Here is a 13,903-nt window from a genome sequence, read left to right on the forward strand (position 1 = left end):
TGTGACGCTATGTTCACTACCGGCCGTACTGGACGTCAGCGTCCCAAAGGGTGAAGCCCAACGCTGTGTACACGCGCACCGCCGGAGCGTTGTCCGCTTCGACGTAGAGCATGACCTGTTCGACGCCCTGTTCCCTGAGGTGCTGCAGCCCGGCGAGCGTGAGCGCCTTGCCGAGACCACCGCCCTGCCGGTCCGGGTCGACGCCCACGACGTAGACCTCGCCGAGCTCGGGGGTGTGCACCTTGGTCCAGTGGAAGCCGGCCAGCCGGTCGTCGGCGTCGAACGCCAGCAGGAACCCGGCCGGGTCGAACCAGGGCTCCTCCTCCTTCGCGCGAACGTCCTCGATGGACATCGCACCCTGCTCGGGGTGCCAGTCGAACGCGCGGTGGTTCACGTAGACGACCGCGGCCTCGTCCTTGCCCGGCACGAACCGGCGGATCGTCACGCCCTGCGGCAGCTTCGGCTCGGGCAGGTCGTCCTGCACCCGCAGGCGCATCCGCAGCAGCTCGCGGACCTTGCCGAAGCCGAGCTCCTGCGCGAGCTTGTCCGCGTCGGGGTGGCCGCCGTGGGCCCAGATCCGCAGGTTCTCCGCGGGAAGCGCGCTCACGAGCTCCGCGCCCACGCCGCGGTGGCGGTGCTTCGGGTGCACGGCGAGCTCGGCGACCTGGTGGCCGCCGGAGTCGCCCAGCACGTCGAGGTGCGCGTAGCCGGCGAGCTCGCCGTCCACCGACGCGAGCAGGTGCCTGCTGCCGGTGGCGCCAGGCCTCATCCGCAGTCGCACGGCCTCGCCCACCGGGGCGACACCGTCTGTCGCCTCGGCGGCCGTCAGCAGCTGCGCGACCTCCGCAGCCTGGTCGGTCGTCAGCTCGTCGAACCAGCTCAGTTGCGCCACGAGGGCGAACCTACCGCGCGAGCAATTCCTCATCCAGGACGCGAACCGAGTCGTTGATCTCCAAGTCGGGCGAGCGGCGCGACGAACCGGGCCGCGGCGGCCGCACGAACTTGTAGCCGACATTGCGCACGGTGCCGATCAACGCCTCGTGCTCGGGGCCGAGCTTGGCGCGCAGGCGTCGCACGTGGACGTCGACCGTCCTGGTGCCGCCGAAGAAGTCGTAGCCCCAGACCTCCTGCAGCAGCTGCGCGCGGGTGAACACCCGGCCCGCGTGCTGCGCGAGGTACTTGAGCAGCTCGAACTCCTTGTAGGTGAGGTCGAGCGGGCGGCCCTTGAGACGCGCGGTGTAGGTGGCCTCGTCGATCACCAGGTCGCCGAGCTGCAGTGCGCCGTCGCCACCGGGCTGGGTGGTGCCGCGCCGCGAGCGGACCAGGCGCAGGCGGGCGTCGACCTCGGCGGGACCGGAGGTCGGCAGCAGGATCTCGTCGACCGACCAGTCGGAGTTGACGGCGACCAGGCTGCCCTCGGTGACCACGGCCACGACGGGGACGTCCACGCCGGACGAGTCGAGCAGGCGGCACAGCGAGCGTGCGCCGACCAGGTCGGTGCGGGCGTCGACCAGCACGATGTCGTGCGGGCCGGCCTCCAGCAGCGCGGAGACCTCGGGACGCAGCGGGCGGACCGCGTGCGGGAGCAGTGCCAGAGCGGGAAGCACGGCTTCCGGGTCCGGGTCTGTCGTCAACAGCAGCACGTCGATGCTCATCGCGGCGCCCTCCTAGTCGGCCGTGGTCTGGTCACCTCTGACCAGCCACGGGCGTACGGTGACCGGGCCCCGTTGCCTGCGGATGACGGAGACAATACCGGTGCCACCCCAGAAAGTCCCAGGTCAAGAAGTCGTGCTCACAGTTGTTTCCACAAGCGTCACGCCTGTTACATCCGTGTCACACGACGGCGTGCGCCTGCGCGGGGTCCACCACAAGGGTGAAGGCTCTCTCGCTTTCGTTGTGGGCCACGGGTTCACGAACAACGTGAGCAAGCCCTACGTGGCTCGGGTCCTCGCCCGTTTCGCCCGGTACGGGGGCGTCGTCGCGTTCGACTTCCGCGGCCACGGGCGGTCGGAGGGGCGGTGCATGGTCGGCGCGGACGAGGTCCACGACATCGAGGCCGCCGTCCGCACGGCTCATGAACTGGGTTACACCCGTGTTGCCACCGTCGGGTTCTCGATGGGTGCCTCGATCGTCGTGCGGCACGCGGCGCTGGGCGAGACCAAGCCGGACGCGGTGATCTCGGTGAGCGGACCGGCGCGCTGGTGGTCGCGGGAGACGGCCCCGATGCGGCGGGTGCACTGGCTGCTGGAGCAGCCGCACGGCAAGCTCGCCGCCCGCGCGATGGGGGTTCGGCTCGGCGAGCCCTGGGTACAGGTGCCCGAGAGCCCGCTGGAGGTGGTCTCGCGCATCACGCCGACCCCGCTGCTGGTCGTGCACGGTGAGCTGGATCACTATTTCGGGCCCGAGCACGCCAAGTCGTTGCACCGCGCGTCCTCCGGACATGCGCAGCTGTGGTTGGAACCCGGCATGCGGCACGCGGAATCGGCGACGACTCCTGACCTGGTAGACCGGATGGCGGCCTGGACCGCCGGCAACGTCGAGGACGAGGGATGACTGCAGGGCACTCTGGACAGACCGGTGCGCGCAAGAAGCGGAAGTCGCGGCGCGGCAAGTTCCTCGTCATCGCGGTGCTCGTGCTCGGCGTGCTGCTGGTGGCCGCCGACTTCGCGCTGGCCGCGGCCGCCGAGTACCAGATCGCGCAGCGGATGCGGGAGAAGTTGCAGCTCAAGGAAGACCCGTCGGTCCGCATCAACGGCTTCCCGTTCGTGCTGCAGGCGATCCGCGGCGACTACACGCGCGTGGAGATCGACGCGTACGGCGTGCCGATCAAGGACGAGCAGAAGGACATCGAGCTGCGCGACCTCGACGTCGAGGCCGACCTGCTGCACACCCGCGTCGAGCTCGGCGACCTGCTGGCGGGCAACGTCTCGAAGGCCACCATCGACCAGGTCGACGGCAAGGTGCGGATCAAGGCGCTCGACCTGAACCGCCTGGCGAACCAGGTCACGCCGTTCGACAAGCTCTCGATCGAGCCGGACAACCGCGTCACGACCACCGCGCCGACGCCCGCGACCCCGGCGACGCCGAAGAACAAGACGACCGCCGCGATCAAGCTCTCCGGTCAGACCAACGTCGCCGGCAAGACCATCACCGTCAGCGCGTACGGCCAGATCGCGCTCCTCGACGGCGCCATCCAGATCACCGTCGACGACATCGAGCTGGAGGACGCGTCGCTCAAGCAGCTCGTCCCGCAGCTGCGCAACGCGCTCGCGATCAAGATCGACCCCGGCGCACTCCCGTTCGGCGCGAAGCCCACGGCCGTCGAGGTGGAGAACGGCGCGTTCACCCTGAGCGGCATCGTCACGGATGTACCGTTGGCCGGACGATGACCGGTGTGTGGGCGCTGCTGGGCGCGCTGGCCGTGGCCAGTGTGATCGGCGCGCTGCTCAAGGTCCGCGAGGGCCGCGTCAAGAAGTCGTCCCGTCCCGCGGCCGACCTGCCGGCGCCCGTGCGTGAGCTCCTCACGCCGGGCGTGACGCTGGTGCAGCTCTCCACCACGTTCTGCGCGCCGTGCCGGCACGCGAAGGTCGTCCTGCGCGACCTCGCCGACCGCACCGACGGCCTCACCCACGCCGAGCTCGACGTGACGAACCTGCCGGACGTCGCCGCACAGCTCGGCGTGATGCGCACCCCCACGACACTGGCCCTGACCGCCGACGGGACCGAGGTGTTGCGAGTCGGTGGCGTGCCGAAACGCGACACGTTGCTCGAAGCGCTGCGCCCGCATCTGGGCTAATCCGGTCGGGTGAACCTGCGTTGTTCCACCAGTTGGACATATCTCCCGGACCGAGGGATCGGGTACTACCCTCGCTGGCATGACCATGCTGCTCACGAAGCGACGCGCGGTTGATCTGTGCCGCGTGCGCAGCAGCCTGTGTCGCACGACGAGCTGATTGGGCCGCTTGACGCCCATCAGCCACCTCTGACGGACTGATTTCCCCCTCGTCCGAATGTCCGGAGGTCGTCGTGCCCAAAGATGCCCCTGTAGACCCGCGCGGACCGCGCTTCTCCGCCTGGATGACGACCGTCGTCCTCGCGATCGTGTTGCTGACCGGCTGGTGGCGCCTGCTCGGCGCCCAGACCGTGCTCTTCGCGATGTGCGCGTTCATCTCGCTGAAGCTCAACCCCTGGGGCCACGTCTACCGCTTCGCCATCCAGCCGCGCATCACCCCGACCACCGAACGCGAGGAAGCGGCCCCGCTGCGCTTCGCCCAGGGCGTCGGTTTCGTGTTCGCGCTGCTCGGCACCGTCGGTTACGCCGCCGGCTACCCGACGTTCGGCACCGTCGCCACCGGCCTCGCACTGGTCGCCGCGTTCCTCAACGCCGCGTTCGGCCTGTGCCTCGGGTGCGAGATGTACCTGCTGCTGCGCCGGTACGCACCCGCCCTCGCACGTCCGCAATGACAAGCACTGAACCTTAATTGGGAGCAACTTCGATGAGCCGTGAGAACGTGCTGGTCTCGGCAGCCTGGTCCGAGGAGAACCTCCAGACGCCCGGCGTCGTCTTCGCGGAGGTCGACGAGGACACCACCGCGTACGAAGGCGGCCACATCCCCGGCGCCGTCAAGATCGACTGGAAGAACGAGCTGCAGGACCCGGTCCGCCGCGACTTCGTCGACCGCGAGGGCTTCGAGAAGCTGCTCTCCGCCAAGGGCATCTCCAACGACGACACCGTGATCCTGTACGGCGGCAACAACAACTGGTTCGCCGCCTACGCCTACTGGTACTTCAAGCTCTACGGCCACAACGACGTCAAGCTCCTCGACGGCGGCCGCAAGAAGTGGGAGCTCGACGGCCGCCCGCTGGACAAGCAGGAGGTCGTCCGCGAGGCCACCTCGTACCAGGCCAAGGAGCAGGACCTCTCGATCCGCGCCTTCCGCGACGAGGTCGTCGACGCCATCGGCAACAAGAACCTCGTCGACGTCCGCTCCCCCGACGAGTTCTCCGGCAAGCTCCTCGCCCCGGCCCACCTCCCGCAGGAGCAGGCCCAGCGCGGCGGCCACATCCCCTCGGCCGTGAACGTGCCGTGGAGCAAGGCCGCGAACGAGGACGGCACCTTCAAGTCCGACGAGGAGCTGCGCGCCCTCTACGAGGAGGCCGGCTTCGACGGCTCCCGCAAGACCATCGCGTACTGCCGCATCGGCGAGCGCTCCTCGCACACCTGGTTCGCCCTGCGCGAGCTGCTCGGCCACGAGGACGTCAAGAACTACGACGGTTCCTGGACGGAGTACGGCTCGCTCATCGGCGTGCCGATCGAGCTCGGTTCCGGCAAGGAGGCCTGATCTTCATGAGCGACTCTTGCGGCGCGCCCGTCCAGGGCGGCTCCATCGACGTCTCCTCCTCGGAAACCGTCCTGCAGGGCAAGGTCATTGCCGACGGCACCCCCGTCGGCGGCGCCTTCGTCCGCCTGCTGGACTCGACCGGCGAGTTCACCGCCGAGGTCGTCTCCTCCCCGGAGGGCGACTTCCGCTTTTTCGCCGCACCCGGCAGCTGGACCGTCCGCGCCCTGCACCGCACGGGCAACGGCCAGGCCGACGTCTCGGCGTCGGGTCCCGGCGTGCACTCGCTGGAGATCGCGGTCGCCTGACCGCTCCGACCGGAGGGCCCCGGCAGTCACGCCACTGCCGGGGCCTTCGCACGTCCGAGGCCGCTGGCACCGCGGCGTGCGCCCTGGTCGGTAGTGGCCGGCGGCGGTGTGTGACCCGTGTCGTCCACCACCACAACCCTGCACGTCAGCCGCCCCGAGATATCCTCTCCGGGTGGAACACATCTTCACCGGACTCCTGGTGCTCGTGACCATCGCGGTCGTCTGGTTCTCGGCCTACGTCGTGTACCGCCTCTACTCCGACCAGCGATGACCAGCGGCGACGAGGCCATCCGCCTGGCCGAGCAACGCGCGGAGGCGACGCGTGCCCGCAACCTGCCGCAGTTCACCGACATGCCCATCCCGGGCGACACGGCGAACCTGCGGGAGGGTGCGAACCTGAACGACGCCCTCCTGTCGGTCCTCCCGCTGGTAGGTGTGTGGCGGGGTGAGGGCGAGGTCGTCTACCCGACGATCGACGGTCCGTTCCGGTTCGGGCAGCAGATCACGTTCGCGCACGACGGCCGGCCGTTCCTGATCTACGAGGCGCGGTCGTGGCTGCTCAACGAGGCCGGTGAGGTCATCCGGCCCGCGGCCAGGGAGAGCGGGTTCTGGCGGCCGCAGGCGGACGACACCATCGAGGTGTTGCTGACGCACAACACGGGCATCATCGAGATGTACTACGGCAAGCCGATCAAGCAGACGGCCTGGGAGTTCCAGACCGACGCGCTGATCCGCACCGCCACGGCCAAGGACGTCACCGCGGCCCAGCGGCTCTACGGCATCGTCAACGGCGACCTCGCCTACGTCGAGGAGCGCGCCATGATGGGGCAGCCGATGCAGGCGCACGCGTCGGCGCAGCTCCAGCGCGTCGTCGGCTGAGAGCCGGACACGAACAACTCGGGGTCGTGGGATTGTTCAACAATCCCACGATTCCCCGTAGCATGGGTTCATGTTGCTGCGGCGCTGCGGTACTGACGCACTCCTGGTCGAGGTCGACTCGCTGACCGAGGTCGCGGCCGTCCGCGCCGCCCTGCACGGGCTGCCCGGTGTCGAGGAGCTCGTCCCGGCCGCCAGGACGGTGCTGGTCAAGGGCGCGTTGCCGCAGGTCAGGGAAGTCCTCAAGACCGTGGACCTGACCAGCGCACCCGCTGCGGAGTCGCGCCAGGTCACCATCCCGGTCAGCTACGACGGACCCGACCTCGACCTCGTCGCGCGGACGGCCGGAATCAGCGCCGAGGAGGTCGTCGAGCTGCACACCGGCGCCACCTACGAGGTCGCGTTCTGCGGGTTCGCCCCCGGCTTCGGCTACCTGACCGGCCTGCCCGCGCAGCTCCAGCAGCCGCGGCTCGACTCGCCGCGCACCAAGGTCCCGGCGGGATCGGTCGGCATCGCCGGTGAGTTCACCGCCGCCTACCCGCGCGCCACACCGGGTGGGTGGCGGTTGATCGGGCGCACCGAGATCACGCTGTTCGACCCGGGGTCCGAGACACCGGCGCTGCTCGCACCCGGTGACGTGGTCAGGTTCGTGGTCGCATGAGCCGCCGCGTCACGGTCGTCCGCACCGGCCCGCAGGCTCTGGTCCAGGACCTCGGCCGCCCCGGCCACGCCCACCTGGGCGTGCCGCCGTCGGGTGCGGTCGACCCGCACTCGCTCACGCTGGCCAACCGGCTGGTCGGCAACGACGAGGCCGCCGCCGGGCTCGAACTGCTGCTGGGCGGCCTGCACCTCAGGGCAGAGGCCTCGTGCACGGTCGCCGTCACCGGGCCGGCGGTCGAGGTCAGGGTCGGCGGGCGGCTCGCCGACTCGCACCAGCCGCTGCACCTCGCCCCCGGCACGACGCTGGAGATCGGCACACCGGCCACCGGCCTGCGCACCTACCTCGCTGTCTCCGGCGGCGTCGACGCGCGGCAGGAGCTCGGCAGCCGGTCGACCGACCTGCTCTCCGGAATCGGTCCAGACCCGTTGCGCGACAACGACGTCCTCACGCTCGGCACTCCGAACGCGGCATTCGGCGCAGACGTCGTGCCGCCGTTCCACGCACCGGACACGATCACCGTGCCGGTCACGCCCGGCCCGCGCGACGACTGGTTCGAGGACGCGGAAACCCAGCTGCGGCAGGGGTCGTGGACGGTCAGCGACCGCAGCAACCGGGTCGGCGCGCGGTTGCAGGGGACGGTTCTGAATCGTCGTGACGGCGAGATTCCCAGCGAGGGCATGATCACCGGCGCGATCCAGGTGCCGCCGGACGGGCAGCCCGTGGTCTTCCTCAACGACCACCCGACCACCGGCGGCTACCCGGTGATCGGCGTGGTCGGCCGCGAGCACCTGCGGTTCCTCGGCCAGGCGCGGCCGGGGACGACGGTCAGGTTCCGCCCGATCGGCTGAGGAACACGACGTTGACGTAAGTGGTCCAGACCAAATACCGTAACGCGCAGGCCGCCGCGGACCTCTCCAACCTGGAGTTTCCGCATGCGCCGAATCCCTGCCCTGTTAGCGATCCTGGTCGCTGTGCTCGCATTGGCGGTCCCTGCACAGGCCGCCACTGGCGTCACCGCGACCTTCTCCCGCACCGGCACGAGTGCCAAGTTCGTGGTCGCCAACGCGAGCACGACCGCGCTCAACGGGTGGTCGATCAAGTTCGACCTCCCGGCCGGTGTCACGGTCGGCTCCGTCCAGAACGCCACGACCACCCAGAACGGCACACGGGTGACGCTCACCCCGTCGTTCTACATCGCCAACCTCCCATCGGGACGCAGCACCGAGCCCTACAGCCCGACGTTCACCCTGAGCGCCGCGGCCGACCCGACCGCCTGCACGATCAACGGCATGGCGTGCGACGGCAGCGGTGACCCCGCGCCGACGCCGACCGGGCTGACCGCCGAGTACTCGGTGGCCGGTGGCACGGCGAAGTTCGTCGTGCGCAACCACACCACCGCCGCGGTGAGCGACTGGTCGATCTCCCTGACGCTGCCCAACGGCGTGACGGTCAGCAACGGCCAGAACGGCACCGTCAGCCAGAACGGCAACCAGGTCACCATCACCCCGTTGCACTACAACAAGACCGTGGCCGCGGGCGGCAGCACCGAGCCCTACAGCCCGACGTTCGCCATCAGCGCCGACGCCGACCCGGTCACCTGCCGGATCAACAACGCGAACTGCGACGGCAGCGCGGACACACCGCCAAGCGCCCCGACGGGTCTGGCCTCGCCGACGAAGACCACGCGCACGGTGACGTTGCAGTGGAACGGATCCACGCCGGGCTCGTTGCCGATCGCCGGCTACGACGTCTACAACGGCACCACGCTCGCCGGCAGCTCCACCACGACGTCCACGATCATCACCGGCCTGACCCCGAACACCGCGTACTCGTTCACGGTCAGGGCCAAGGACTCGAAGGGCACGCAAAGCGCTCCGAGCGCGGCGCTGGCCGTCACCACCAACAACCCCGCCGACGACACGACCCCGCCGACCGCACCGGGCAACCTGCGCGCCACGGCGAAGGACGCGGGCAGCATCACGTTGGCGTGGAACGCTTCCACCGACAACCGCGGGGTCGCGAACTACGACGTCTACGTGGGCACGACCGTGAAGCTGACGGTCTCCGGCACCACGGCGGTCGTCAACGGGCTCGCGCCGTCCACGGACTACACGTTCACCGTGCGCGCGCGGGACCTCTACGACAACGTCTCGGCGCCGAGCAATGCGCTCAACGAACGCACCAGTGACATCGTCGGCGGCTACGCCCGTGTCGGGTACTTCGTGCAGTGGGGCATCTACGGACGCCAGTACTTCGTGAAGGACATGGACGCCGCGAAGCTGACGCACGTCAACTACGCGTTCGGCAACATCGACCCGGTCAACCTCACGTGCCTGCACGGCGTCACGAAGGGCACGAGCCCGGACCCGCAGGACCCGAACCAGGGCGACGGCGCCGGTGACGCGGAAGCCGACTACAGCCGGCCGATGAGCGCGTCGCAGTCCGTGGACGGCGTCGCGGACAGCGGCTGGGAACCGTTGCGCGGCAACTACAACCAGCTCAAGAAGCTCAAGGCGAAGCACCCGAACCTGAAGGTGCTGATCTCGCTCGGCGGCTGGACCTACTCGAAGTACTTCTCCGACGTCGCGGCCACCGACGCGGCGCGCAAGAAGTTCGTGTCGTCGTGCATCGACCTCTACCTCAAGGGCAACCTGCCCGTCTACAACAGCGCGGGCGGCCCCGGCACGGCGGCGGGCATCTTCGACGGCTTCGACCTCGACTGGGAGTGGCCGGGCGCGGAAGGCCACGCGGGCAACCACTTCGGACCGCAGGACAAGGTCAACAACACCCTGCTGATCGAGGAGTTCCGCCGGCAGATGGACGCCTACAGCACCACGACCGGCAAGCGCTACCAGCTGACCGCGTTCACGCCGGCCGACCCGGCGAAGATCGCGTCGGGCTGGGAGCTCGGGCGGGTCGCGCAGTCGATGGACATCTTCAACGTCCAGGGCTACGACTTCCACGGCTCGGGCAGCGACAACTCGTGGGAGCCGAACCGGACCGGCCACCAGGGCAACCTGTACCCGGACCCGGACGACCCGTACACGACGAAGTTCAGCGTGGAGAGCACCGTGCAGGCCTACCTCGACGCCGGGGTGCCGTCGCGCAAGATCACGCTCGGGCTCGCGTTCTACGGCCGCGGCTGGCAGAACGTGACCAACGGCGGCAAGAACGGCGAGTGGCAGGCCGCGGGTGGTGCGGCGCCGGGCCAGTTCCCGGAGGAGTCGGGCACGCGCGGGTACGCCAACCTCGTCGCGTCCGTGCCGAACTGCACCGTCTACCACGACGAGGTGGCCGTGGCGACGTCCTGCTACACCGGCAACCAGTGGTGGACCTTCGACGACGCGTGGTCGATCCAGAAGAAGACCGCGTGGCTGAAGTCGAAGAACCTGCTGGGCGCGATGTTCTGGGAGATGTCGGGTGACCGCGGCCCGCTGATGGCCGCGGTCGACGCCGGACTCAGGTAGGTCAGTACTCCGACTCGTACAGGCCCTGCAGCTCGGTGAGCAGGGCCGACGAGTCGGGCAGCTGCTTGCCGTCCAGCGTGGTCACCCGCGTGATCTTGCGGACGCTGGAGGCGAGGAACACGCCGTCGGCGTCGTAGAGCTCGCCGGTCTGGACCGGCTCCACGAGCACGGTCCAGCCGGCGCGCTCGGCGGCGCGGAACAGCGCGTACTGCGTGGTGCCCGGCAGGATGCCGAGCTTCGACGGCGGCGTGACCAGCGTCTTGCCGCGCACGAGGACCACGGTGGAGGTCGGGCCCTCCAGCACGGAGCCGTCCGAGGTCGTGAAGACGACCTCGGCGGCACCGCGGCGCTCGGCCTCGCGGATCGCGGCCATGTTGATCGCGTACGACAGCGACTTCGCGCCCAGCAGCAGCCACGGCGCGCGGTCGGCGAGGTCCGGCTCGATGCCGCGGTCCAGCGTCACCGCGGCCAGGCCCTCGGCGCGCTGCTTGAGCACCTTCTGGCCGATCTCCATGCCCAGCGCGAAGCCGGTGCCGGTGCCGTCGCCGCCCTCGATGCCGCGGGTGTAGACGAGCTTGAGCGCAAACTCGCTGCCACCGGTCCAGTTGCCGATGACGAGCTCGACCGCGCGTTCGAACTCGGCGCGCGGCGGGACGGGCATGTCGAGCATCGCCGCCGACCGCTCCAGGCGGTCCAGGTGCGGCGACAGCTCACGGGGCTTCCCGTCGACGACGAGGATGGTTTCGAACACGCCGTCGCCGCGCATGAGACCGAGGTCGTCCACGCGGATCTGAGGGGCGTCGGGGTCAGCGAGGGTTCCGTCGAGCAGTGCCAGCACGCGCATGGAGTGAGCCTACTAACATCGGTGTCGTGGAGACCGCAAGAGGCCTGCGCAAAACGCTGCACGACCGCGGCATGCGGATGACGCCGCAGCGCCAGCTCGTGCTGGACGCGGTCAGGCTCCTGGGCCACGCGACCCCGGAGCAGATCTGCCAGCGCGTCCAGGAGACCGCGCCGACGGTCAACATCACCACGATCTACCGCACGCTCGACCTGCTCGACCGGCTCGGGCTGGTGCGGCACACGCACCTCGGGCACGGCGCGCCCAGCTACTCCGTGGACGAGCACCAGCACGTGCACCTGGTCTGCCACGTCTGCGGCCGCGTCGACGAGATCCCGTGCGAGCTGATGGAGCCGTTGGCCGGAACATTGCGGCAGCGCGACGGGTTCGAACTGGATGCGAGCCACCTCGCGCTGTCCGGCACGTGCCGCGACTGCCTCAAGCAGGAGCAGGAGACCGAGTGAGCTTCCCAGGAGCCGTCCCGCCGCCAGACGATTCCACCGATGCCGGCGTCGCCTGGCACTACGGCGACCCGTTCGCCGAACAGCGCTCGGCCGCCCGCTCGGTCGTCGTCGTGGACCGCTCGAACCGCGGGATCATCGCGGTGCCCGGCGCGGACCGGCTGACCTGGCTGCACCAGCTCACCAGCCAGCACTTCGAGCAGCTCGGCGAGAACGCGGGCACCGAGGCGCTGATCCTCGACGCGCAGGGCCGGCTGGAGCACCACATGGTGGTCGCGAACGTCGGCGGCACCGTGTTCCTGGACGTGGAGCAGGTCGACGGCCTGCTCGCGTACCTCAAGAAGATGGTCTTCTGGTCGAAGGTCGAGCCGCGGGACGCCTCCGCCGAGTTCGCGCTGCTGTCGGTCATCGGGCCGGACGCGGCCGCGGTGCTGGAGAAGGTCGACGTGCCGGTGCCCGCGGACGTCACGGCACTGGGCGACGGGTTCGTGCGGCGCAGGTCGTGGCCGGGCCACGGCTCGTTCGACCTGCTGGTGCCGCGTGCCGACCTGGCCGCGTGGTGGCAGCGGCTCACCGACGCGGGCGCCCGTCCGGCCGGCAGCTTCGCGTTCGAGGCGCTGCGGGTCGAGGCGCTGCGGCCCCGGCCGGGCATCGACACCGACGAGCGCACGATCCCGCACGAGGTGAACCTCGTCGAGCCCGCCGTGCACCTGAGCAAGGGCTGCTACCGCGGCCAGGAGACGGTCGCGAAGGTCCACAACGTGGGACGGCCGCCGCGCCGGATGCTCCTACTCCACCTGGATGGTTCTGCCGACGGCCAGCCGGAGACCGGCGACCCGGTCCTGCTGGACGGCCGCACGGTGGGCCGGGTGGGCAGCGTTGTGCAGCACCACGAGCTCGGACCGGTCGCGTTGGCTCTGGTCAAACGGTCTGTACCGGTCGAGTCGGACCTGGTCGCGGGTGCCGAGGACCGCCAGGTGCCGGCCCGCATCGACCCGGACTCGGTGCCGCCGGACACGCCCGGCCTGGGCCGGGAAGCTGTTCGCAACCTGAGGGGTTGACGCCCTAAAGTCCGGGTCATGTCCCTGGGCACGCTCATCACCGTCGCTCCCACCGGAGCGGAGCACGCGAAAGCCGACGTCCCGGCACTCCCGGTGACCCTGGAGGAGCTGGTCTCGACCGCGCGGAGCTGCGAGCAGGTCGGCGCGGCGATGATCCACGTCCACATCCGCGGCGCGGACGCGAAACCGTCGCTCGACCTCGGTCTGCTGAAGGCGGCGGTCGAGGCGTTGCGCGCCGAGACCGGCCTCGTGGTCCAGCTCTCCACCGGCGGGTCGGTGCACGACCCCGAGGCCGACCGGCTGCGCGTGCTGGAGGCGATGCCGGACTCGGCGTCCTGCACGATGGGAACGGTCAACTTCGGCGACGACGTGTTCATGAACCGCTGGGAGTTCATCGTCGCGTTGCACAAGGGCATGCAGGAACGCGGCATCGTGCCCGAGTACGAGATCTTCGACCTCGGACAGCTGGCGTCGCTGAAGCGGCTGCTCGACCAGCACGGCCTGCCCGCGGGCGGGCACGTGCACGTCGACCTCGTCATGGGGGTGCCCGGCGGCATGCCGGGAGACGCCGCGACGCTGGTTGCCGCAGTCAACGCTCTGCCGGACGGGGCAACGTTCTCCGCCACCGGGATCGGCCGGACCACGCTTCCCGTGATGTTCACCGCATTGGGAGCGGGTGGCCACCTCCGCGTGGGTATGGAAGACACGATCAGCTATTCGCGAGGCGTGCCCGTGCGGGACAACGCACAGCTCGTCGCCCGTGCCGCGGGCCTCGCGAAGATCGCGCAACGGCCACCGTTGTCGCCCGATGAGGCACGCAAGCTCCTCGGCGTGCACATTTGAGACAACTTTGGTGCATGGGATGTGTTGGCGGGTGAGGAGGATCTAC

At 69.8% G+C, this 13,903-nt stretch carries 17 protein-coding genes; 14 read left to right on the forward strand and 3 right to left on the reverse strand.

The window, feature by feature from the left end; all coding sequences use genetic code 11:
* Positions 1 to 16: 16 nt before the first annotated feature.
* Together mshD and ADL03_RS44025 are read right to left on the reverse strand one after the other, a co-directional pair.
* Positions 17 to 892 carry a mycothiol synthase gene (gene mshD, locus ADL03_RS44020; RefSeq protein WP_053739610.1) on the reverse strand — a complete coding sequence of 292 codons (876 nt, stop codon included), beginning with the start codon at positions 890 to 892 and terminating at the stop codon, positions 17 to 19.
* Between the two features lie 10 nt (positions 893 to 902).
* Entirely contained in the window at positions 903 to 1,649 is a 747-nt protein-coding gene (locus ADL03_RS44025; protein ID WP_082374100.1) for a response regulator transcription factor, read from the reverse strand.
* Between the two features lie 88 nt (positions 1,650 to 1,737).
* On the opposite strand from ADL03_RS44025, the gene ADL03_RS44030 reads away from it, so the two are divergent.
* From ADL03_RS44030 to ADL03_RS44075, 11 genes are all read left to right on the forward strand, one after another.
* Positions 1,738 to 2,553 (forward strand): alpha/beta hydrolase, encoded by an 816-nt coding sequence (locus tag ADL03_RS44030; protein WP_082374080.1) that lies wholly within the window; start codon positions 1,738 to 1,740, stop codon positions 2,551 to 2,553.
* Positions 2,550 to 3,389, forward strand: a complete 840-nt coding sequence (locus ADL03_RS44035) for a DUF2993 domain-containing protein (protein ID WP_053739613.1) — start codon at positions 2,550 to 2,552, stop codon at positions 3,387 to 3,389. Before ADL03_RS44030 ends, ADL03_RS44035 begins: the two co-directional genes overlap by 4 nt.
* A complete protein-coding gene (locus tag ADL03_RS44040) occupies positions 3,386 to 3,796 on the forward strand; it encodes a thioredoxin family protein (protein WP_053739614.1) in 411 nt (136 codons plus the stop codon). Before ADL03_RS44035 ends, ADL03_RS44040 begins: the two co-directional genes overlap by 4 nt.
* An 85-nt stretch (positions 3,797 to 3,881) precedes the next feature.
* On the forward strand, positions 3,882 to 3,953 hold the full coding sequence (locus ADL03_RS50995) for a putative leader peptide (RefSeq protein ID WP_355300619.1): 72 nt from the start codon (positions 3,882 to 3,884) through the stop codon (positions 3,951 to 3,953).
* 124 nt (positions 3,954 to 4,077) lie between these two features.
* Positions 4,078 to 4,464 carry a DUF4395 domain-containing protein gene (locus ADL03_RS44045; protein ID WP_053739615.1) on the forward strand — a complete coding sequence of 129 codons (387 nt, stop codon included), beginning with the start codon at positions 4,078 to 4,080 and terminating at the stop codon, positions 4,462 to 4,464.
* A 32-nt stretch (positions 4,465 to 4,496) separates the two neighbouring features.
* Positions 4,497 to 5,342: a sulfurtransferase gene (locus ADL03_RS44050; protein WP_053739616.1), complete on the forward strand. Its 846-nt coding sequence runs from the start codon at positions 4,497 to 4,499 to the stop codon at positions 5,340 to 5,342.
* 5 nt (positions 5,343 to 5,347) lie between these two features.
* On the forward strand, positions 5,348 to 5,647 hold the full coding sequence (locus ADL03_RS44055; protein WP_053739617.1) for a DUF1416 domain-containing protein: 300 nt from the start codon (positions 5,348 to 5,350) through the stop codon (positions 5,645 to 5,647).
* Between the two features lie 267 nt (positions 5,648 to 5,914).
* Positions 5,915 to 6,526, forward strand: a complete 612-nt coding sequence (locus ADL03_RS44060) for an FABP family protein (protein ID WP_053739618.1) — start codon at positions 5,915 to 5,917, stop codon at positions 6,524 to 6,526.
* A 70-nt stretch (positions 6,527 to 6,596) separates the two neighbouring features.
* Complete coding sequence (pxpB, locus tag ADL03_RS44065; RefSeq protein WP_053739619.1) at positions 6,597 to 7,184, forward strand: 5-oxoprolinase subunit PxpB; 588 nt, start codon at positions 6,597 to 6,599, stop codon at positions 7,182 to 7,184.
* A complete protein-coding gene (locus ADL03_RS44070; RefSeq protein WP_053739620.1) occupies positions 7,181 to 8,032 on the forward strand; it encodes a biotin-dependent carboxyltransferase family protein in 852 nt (283 codons plus the stop codon). Before pxpB ends, ADL03_RS44070 begins: the two co-directional genes overlap by 4 nt.
* A gap of 84 nt (positions 8,033 to 8,116) precedes the next feature.
* Complete coding sequence (locus ADL03_RS44075; RefSeq protein WP_082374084.1) at positions 8,117 to 10,651, forward strand: glycosyl hydrolase family 18 protein; 2,535 nt, start codon at positions 8,117 to 8,119, stop codon at positions 10,649 to 10,651.
* A gap of 1 nt (position 10,652) precedes the next feature.
* Here the strand turns inward: ADL03_RS44075 and ADL03_RS44080 are convergent, their stop codons facing one another.
* Positions 10,653 to 11,495 carry an aminodeoxychorismate lyase gene (locus ADL03_RS44080; protein WP_053739621.1) on the reverse strand — a complete coding sequence of 281 codons (843 nt, stop codon included), beginning with the start codon at positions 11,493 to 11,495 and terminating at the stop codon, positions 10,653 to 10,655.
* 26 nt (positions 11,496 to 11,521) lie between these two features.
* Between ADL03_RS44080 and ADL03_RS44085 the strand changes: the two genes are divergently transcribed.
* Genes ADL03_RS44085 through ADL03_RS44095 form a run of 3 tightly spaced genes read left to right on the forward strand, consistent with a single transcriptional unit; the run spans position 11,522 to position 13,857 of the window.
* Positions 11,522 to 11,956: a Fur family transcriptional regulator gene (locus tag ADL03_RS44085; RefSeq protein WP_082374085.1), complete on the forward strand. Its 435-nt coding sequence runs from the start codon at positions 11,522 to 11,524 to the stop codon at positions 11,954 to 11,956.
* Entirely contained in the window at positions 11,917 to 13,014 is a 1,098-nt protein-coding gene (locus ADL03_RS44090) for a folate-binding protein YgfZ (RefSeq protein ID WP_197289184.1), read from the forward strand. The genes ADL03_RS44085 and ADL03_RS44090 overlap by 40 nt, the downstream gene beginning before the upstream one ends.
* Positions 13,015 to 13,032: 18 nt before the next feature.
* Complete coding sequence (locus ADL03_RS44095; RefSeq protein ID WP_053739623.1) at positions 13,033 to 13,857, forward strand: 3-keto-5-aminohexanoate cleavage protein; 825 nt, start codon at positions 13,033 to 13,035, stop codon at positions 13,855 to 13,857.
* The last annotated feature ends 46 nt before the right edge of the window (positions 13,858 to 13,903 follow it).

It is taken from the genome of Nocardia sp. NRRL S-836 (assembly GCF_001279525.1).
Classification (GTDB): Bacteria; Actinomycetota; Actinomycetes; order Mycobacteriales; family Pseudonocardiaceae; genus Lentzea.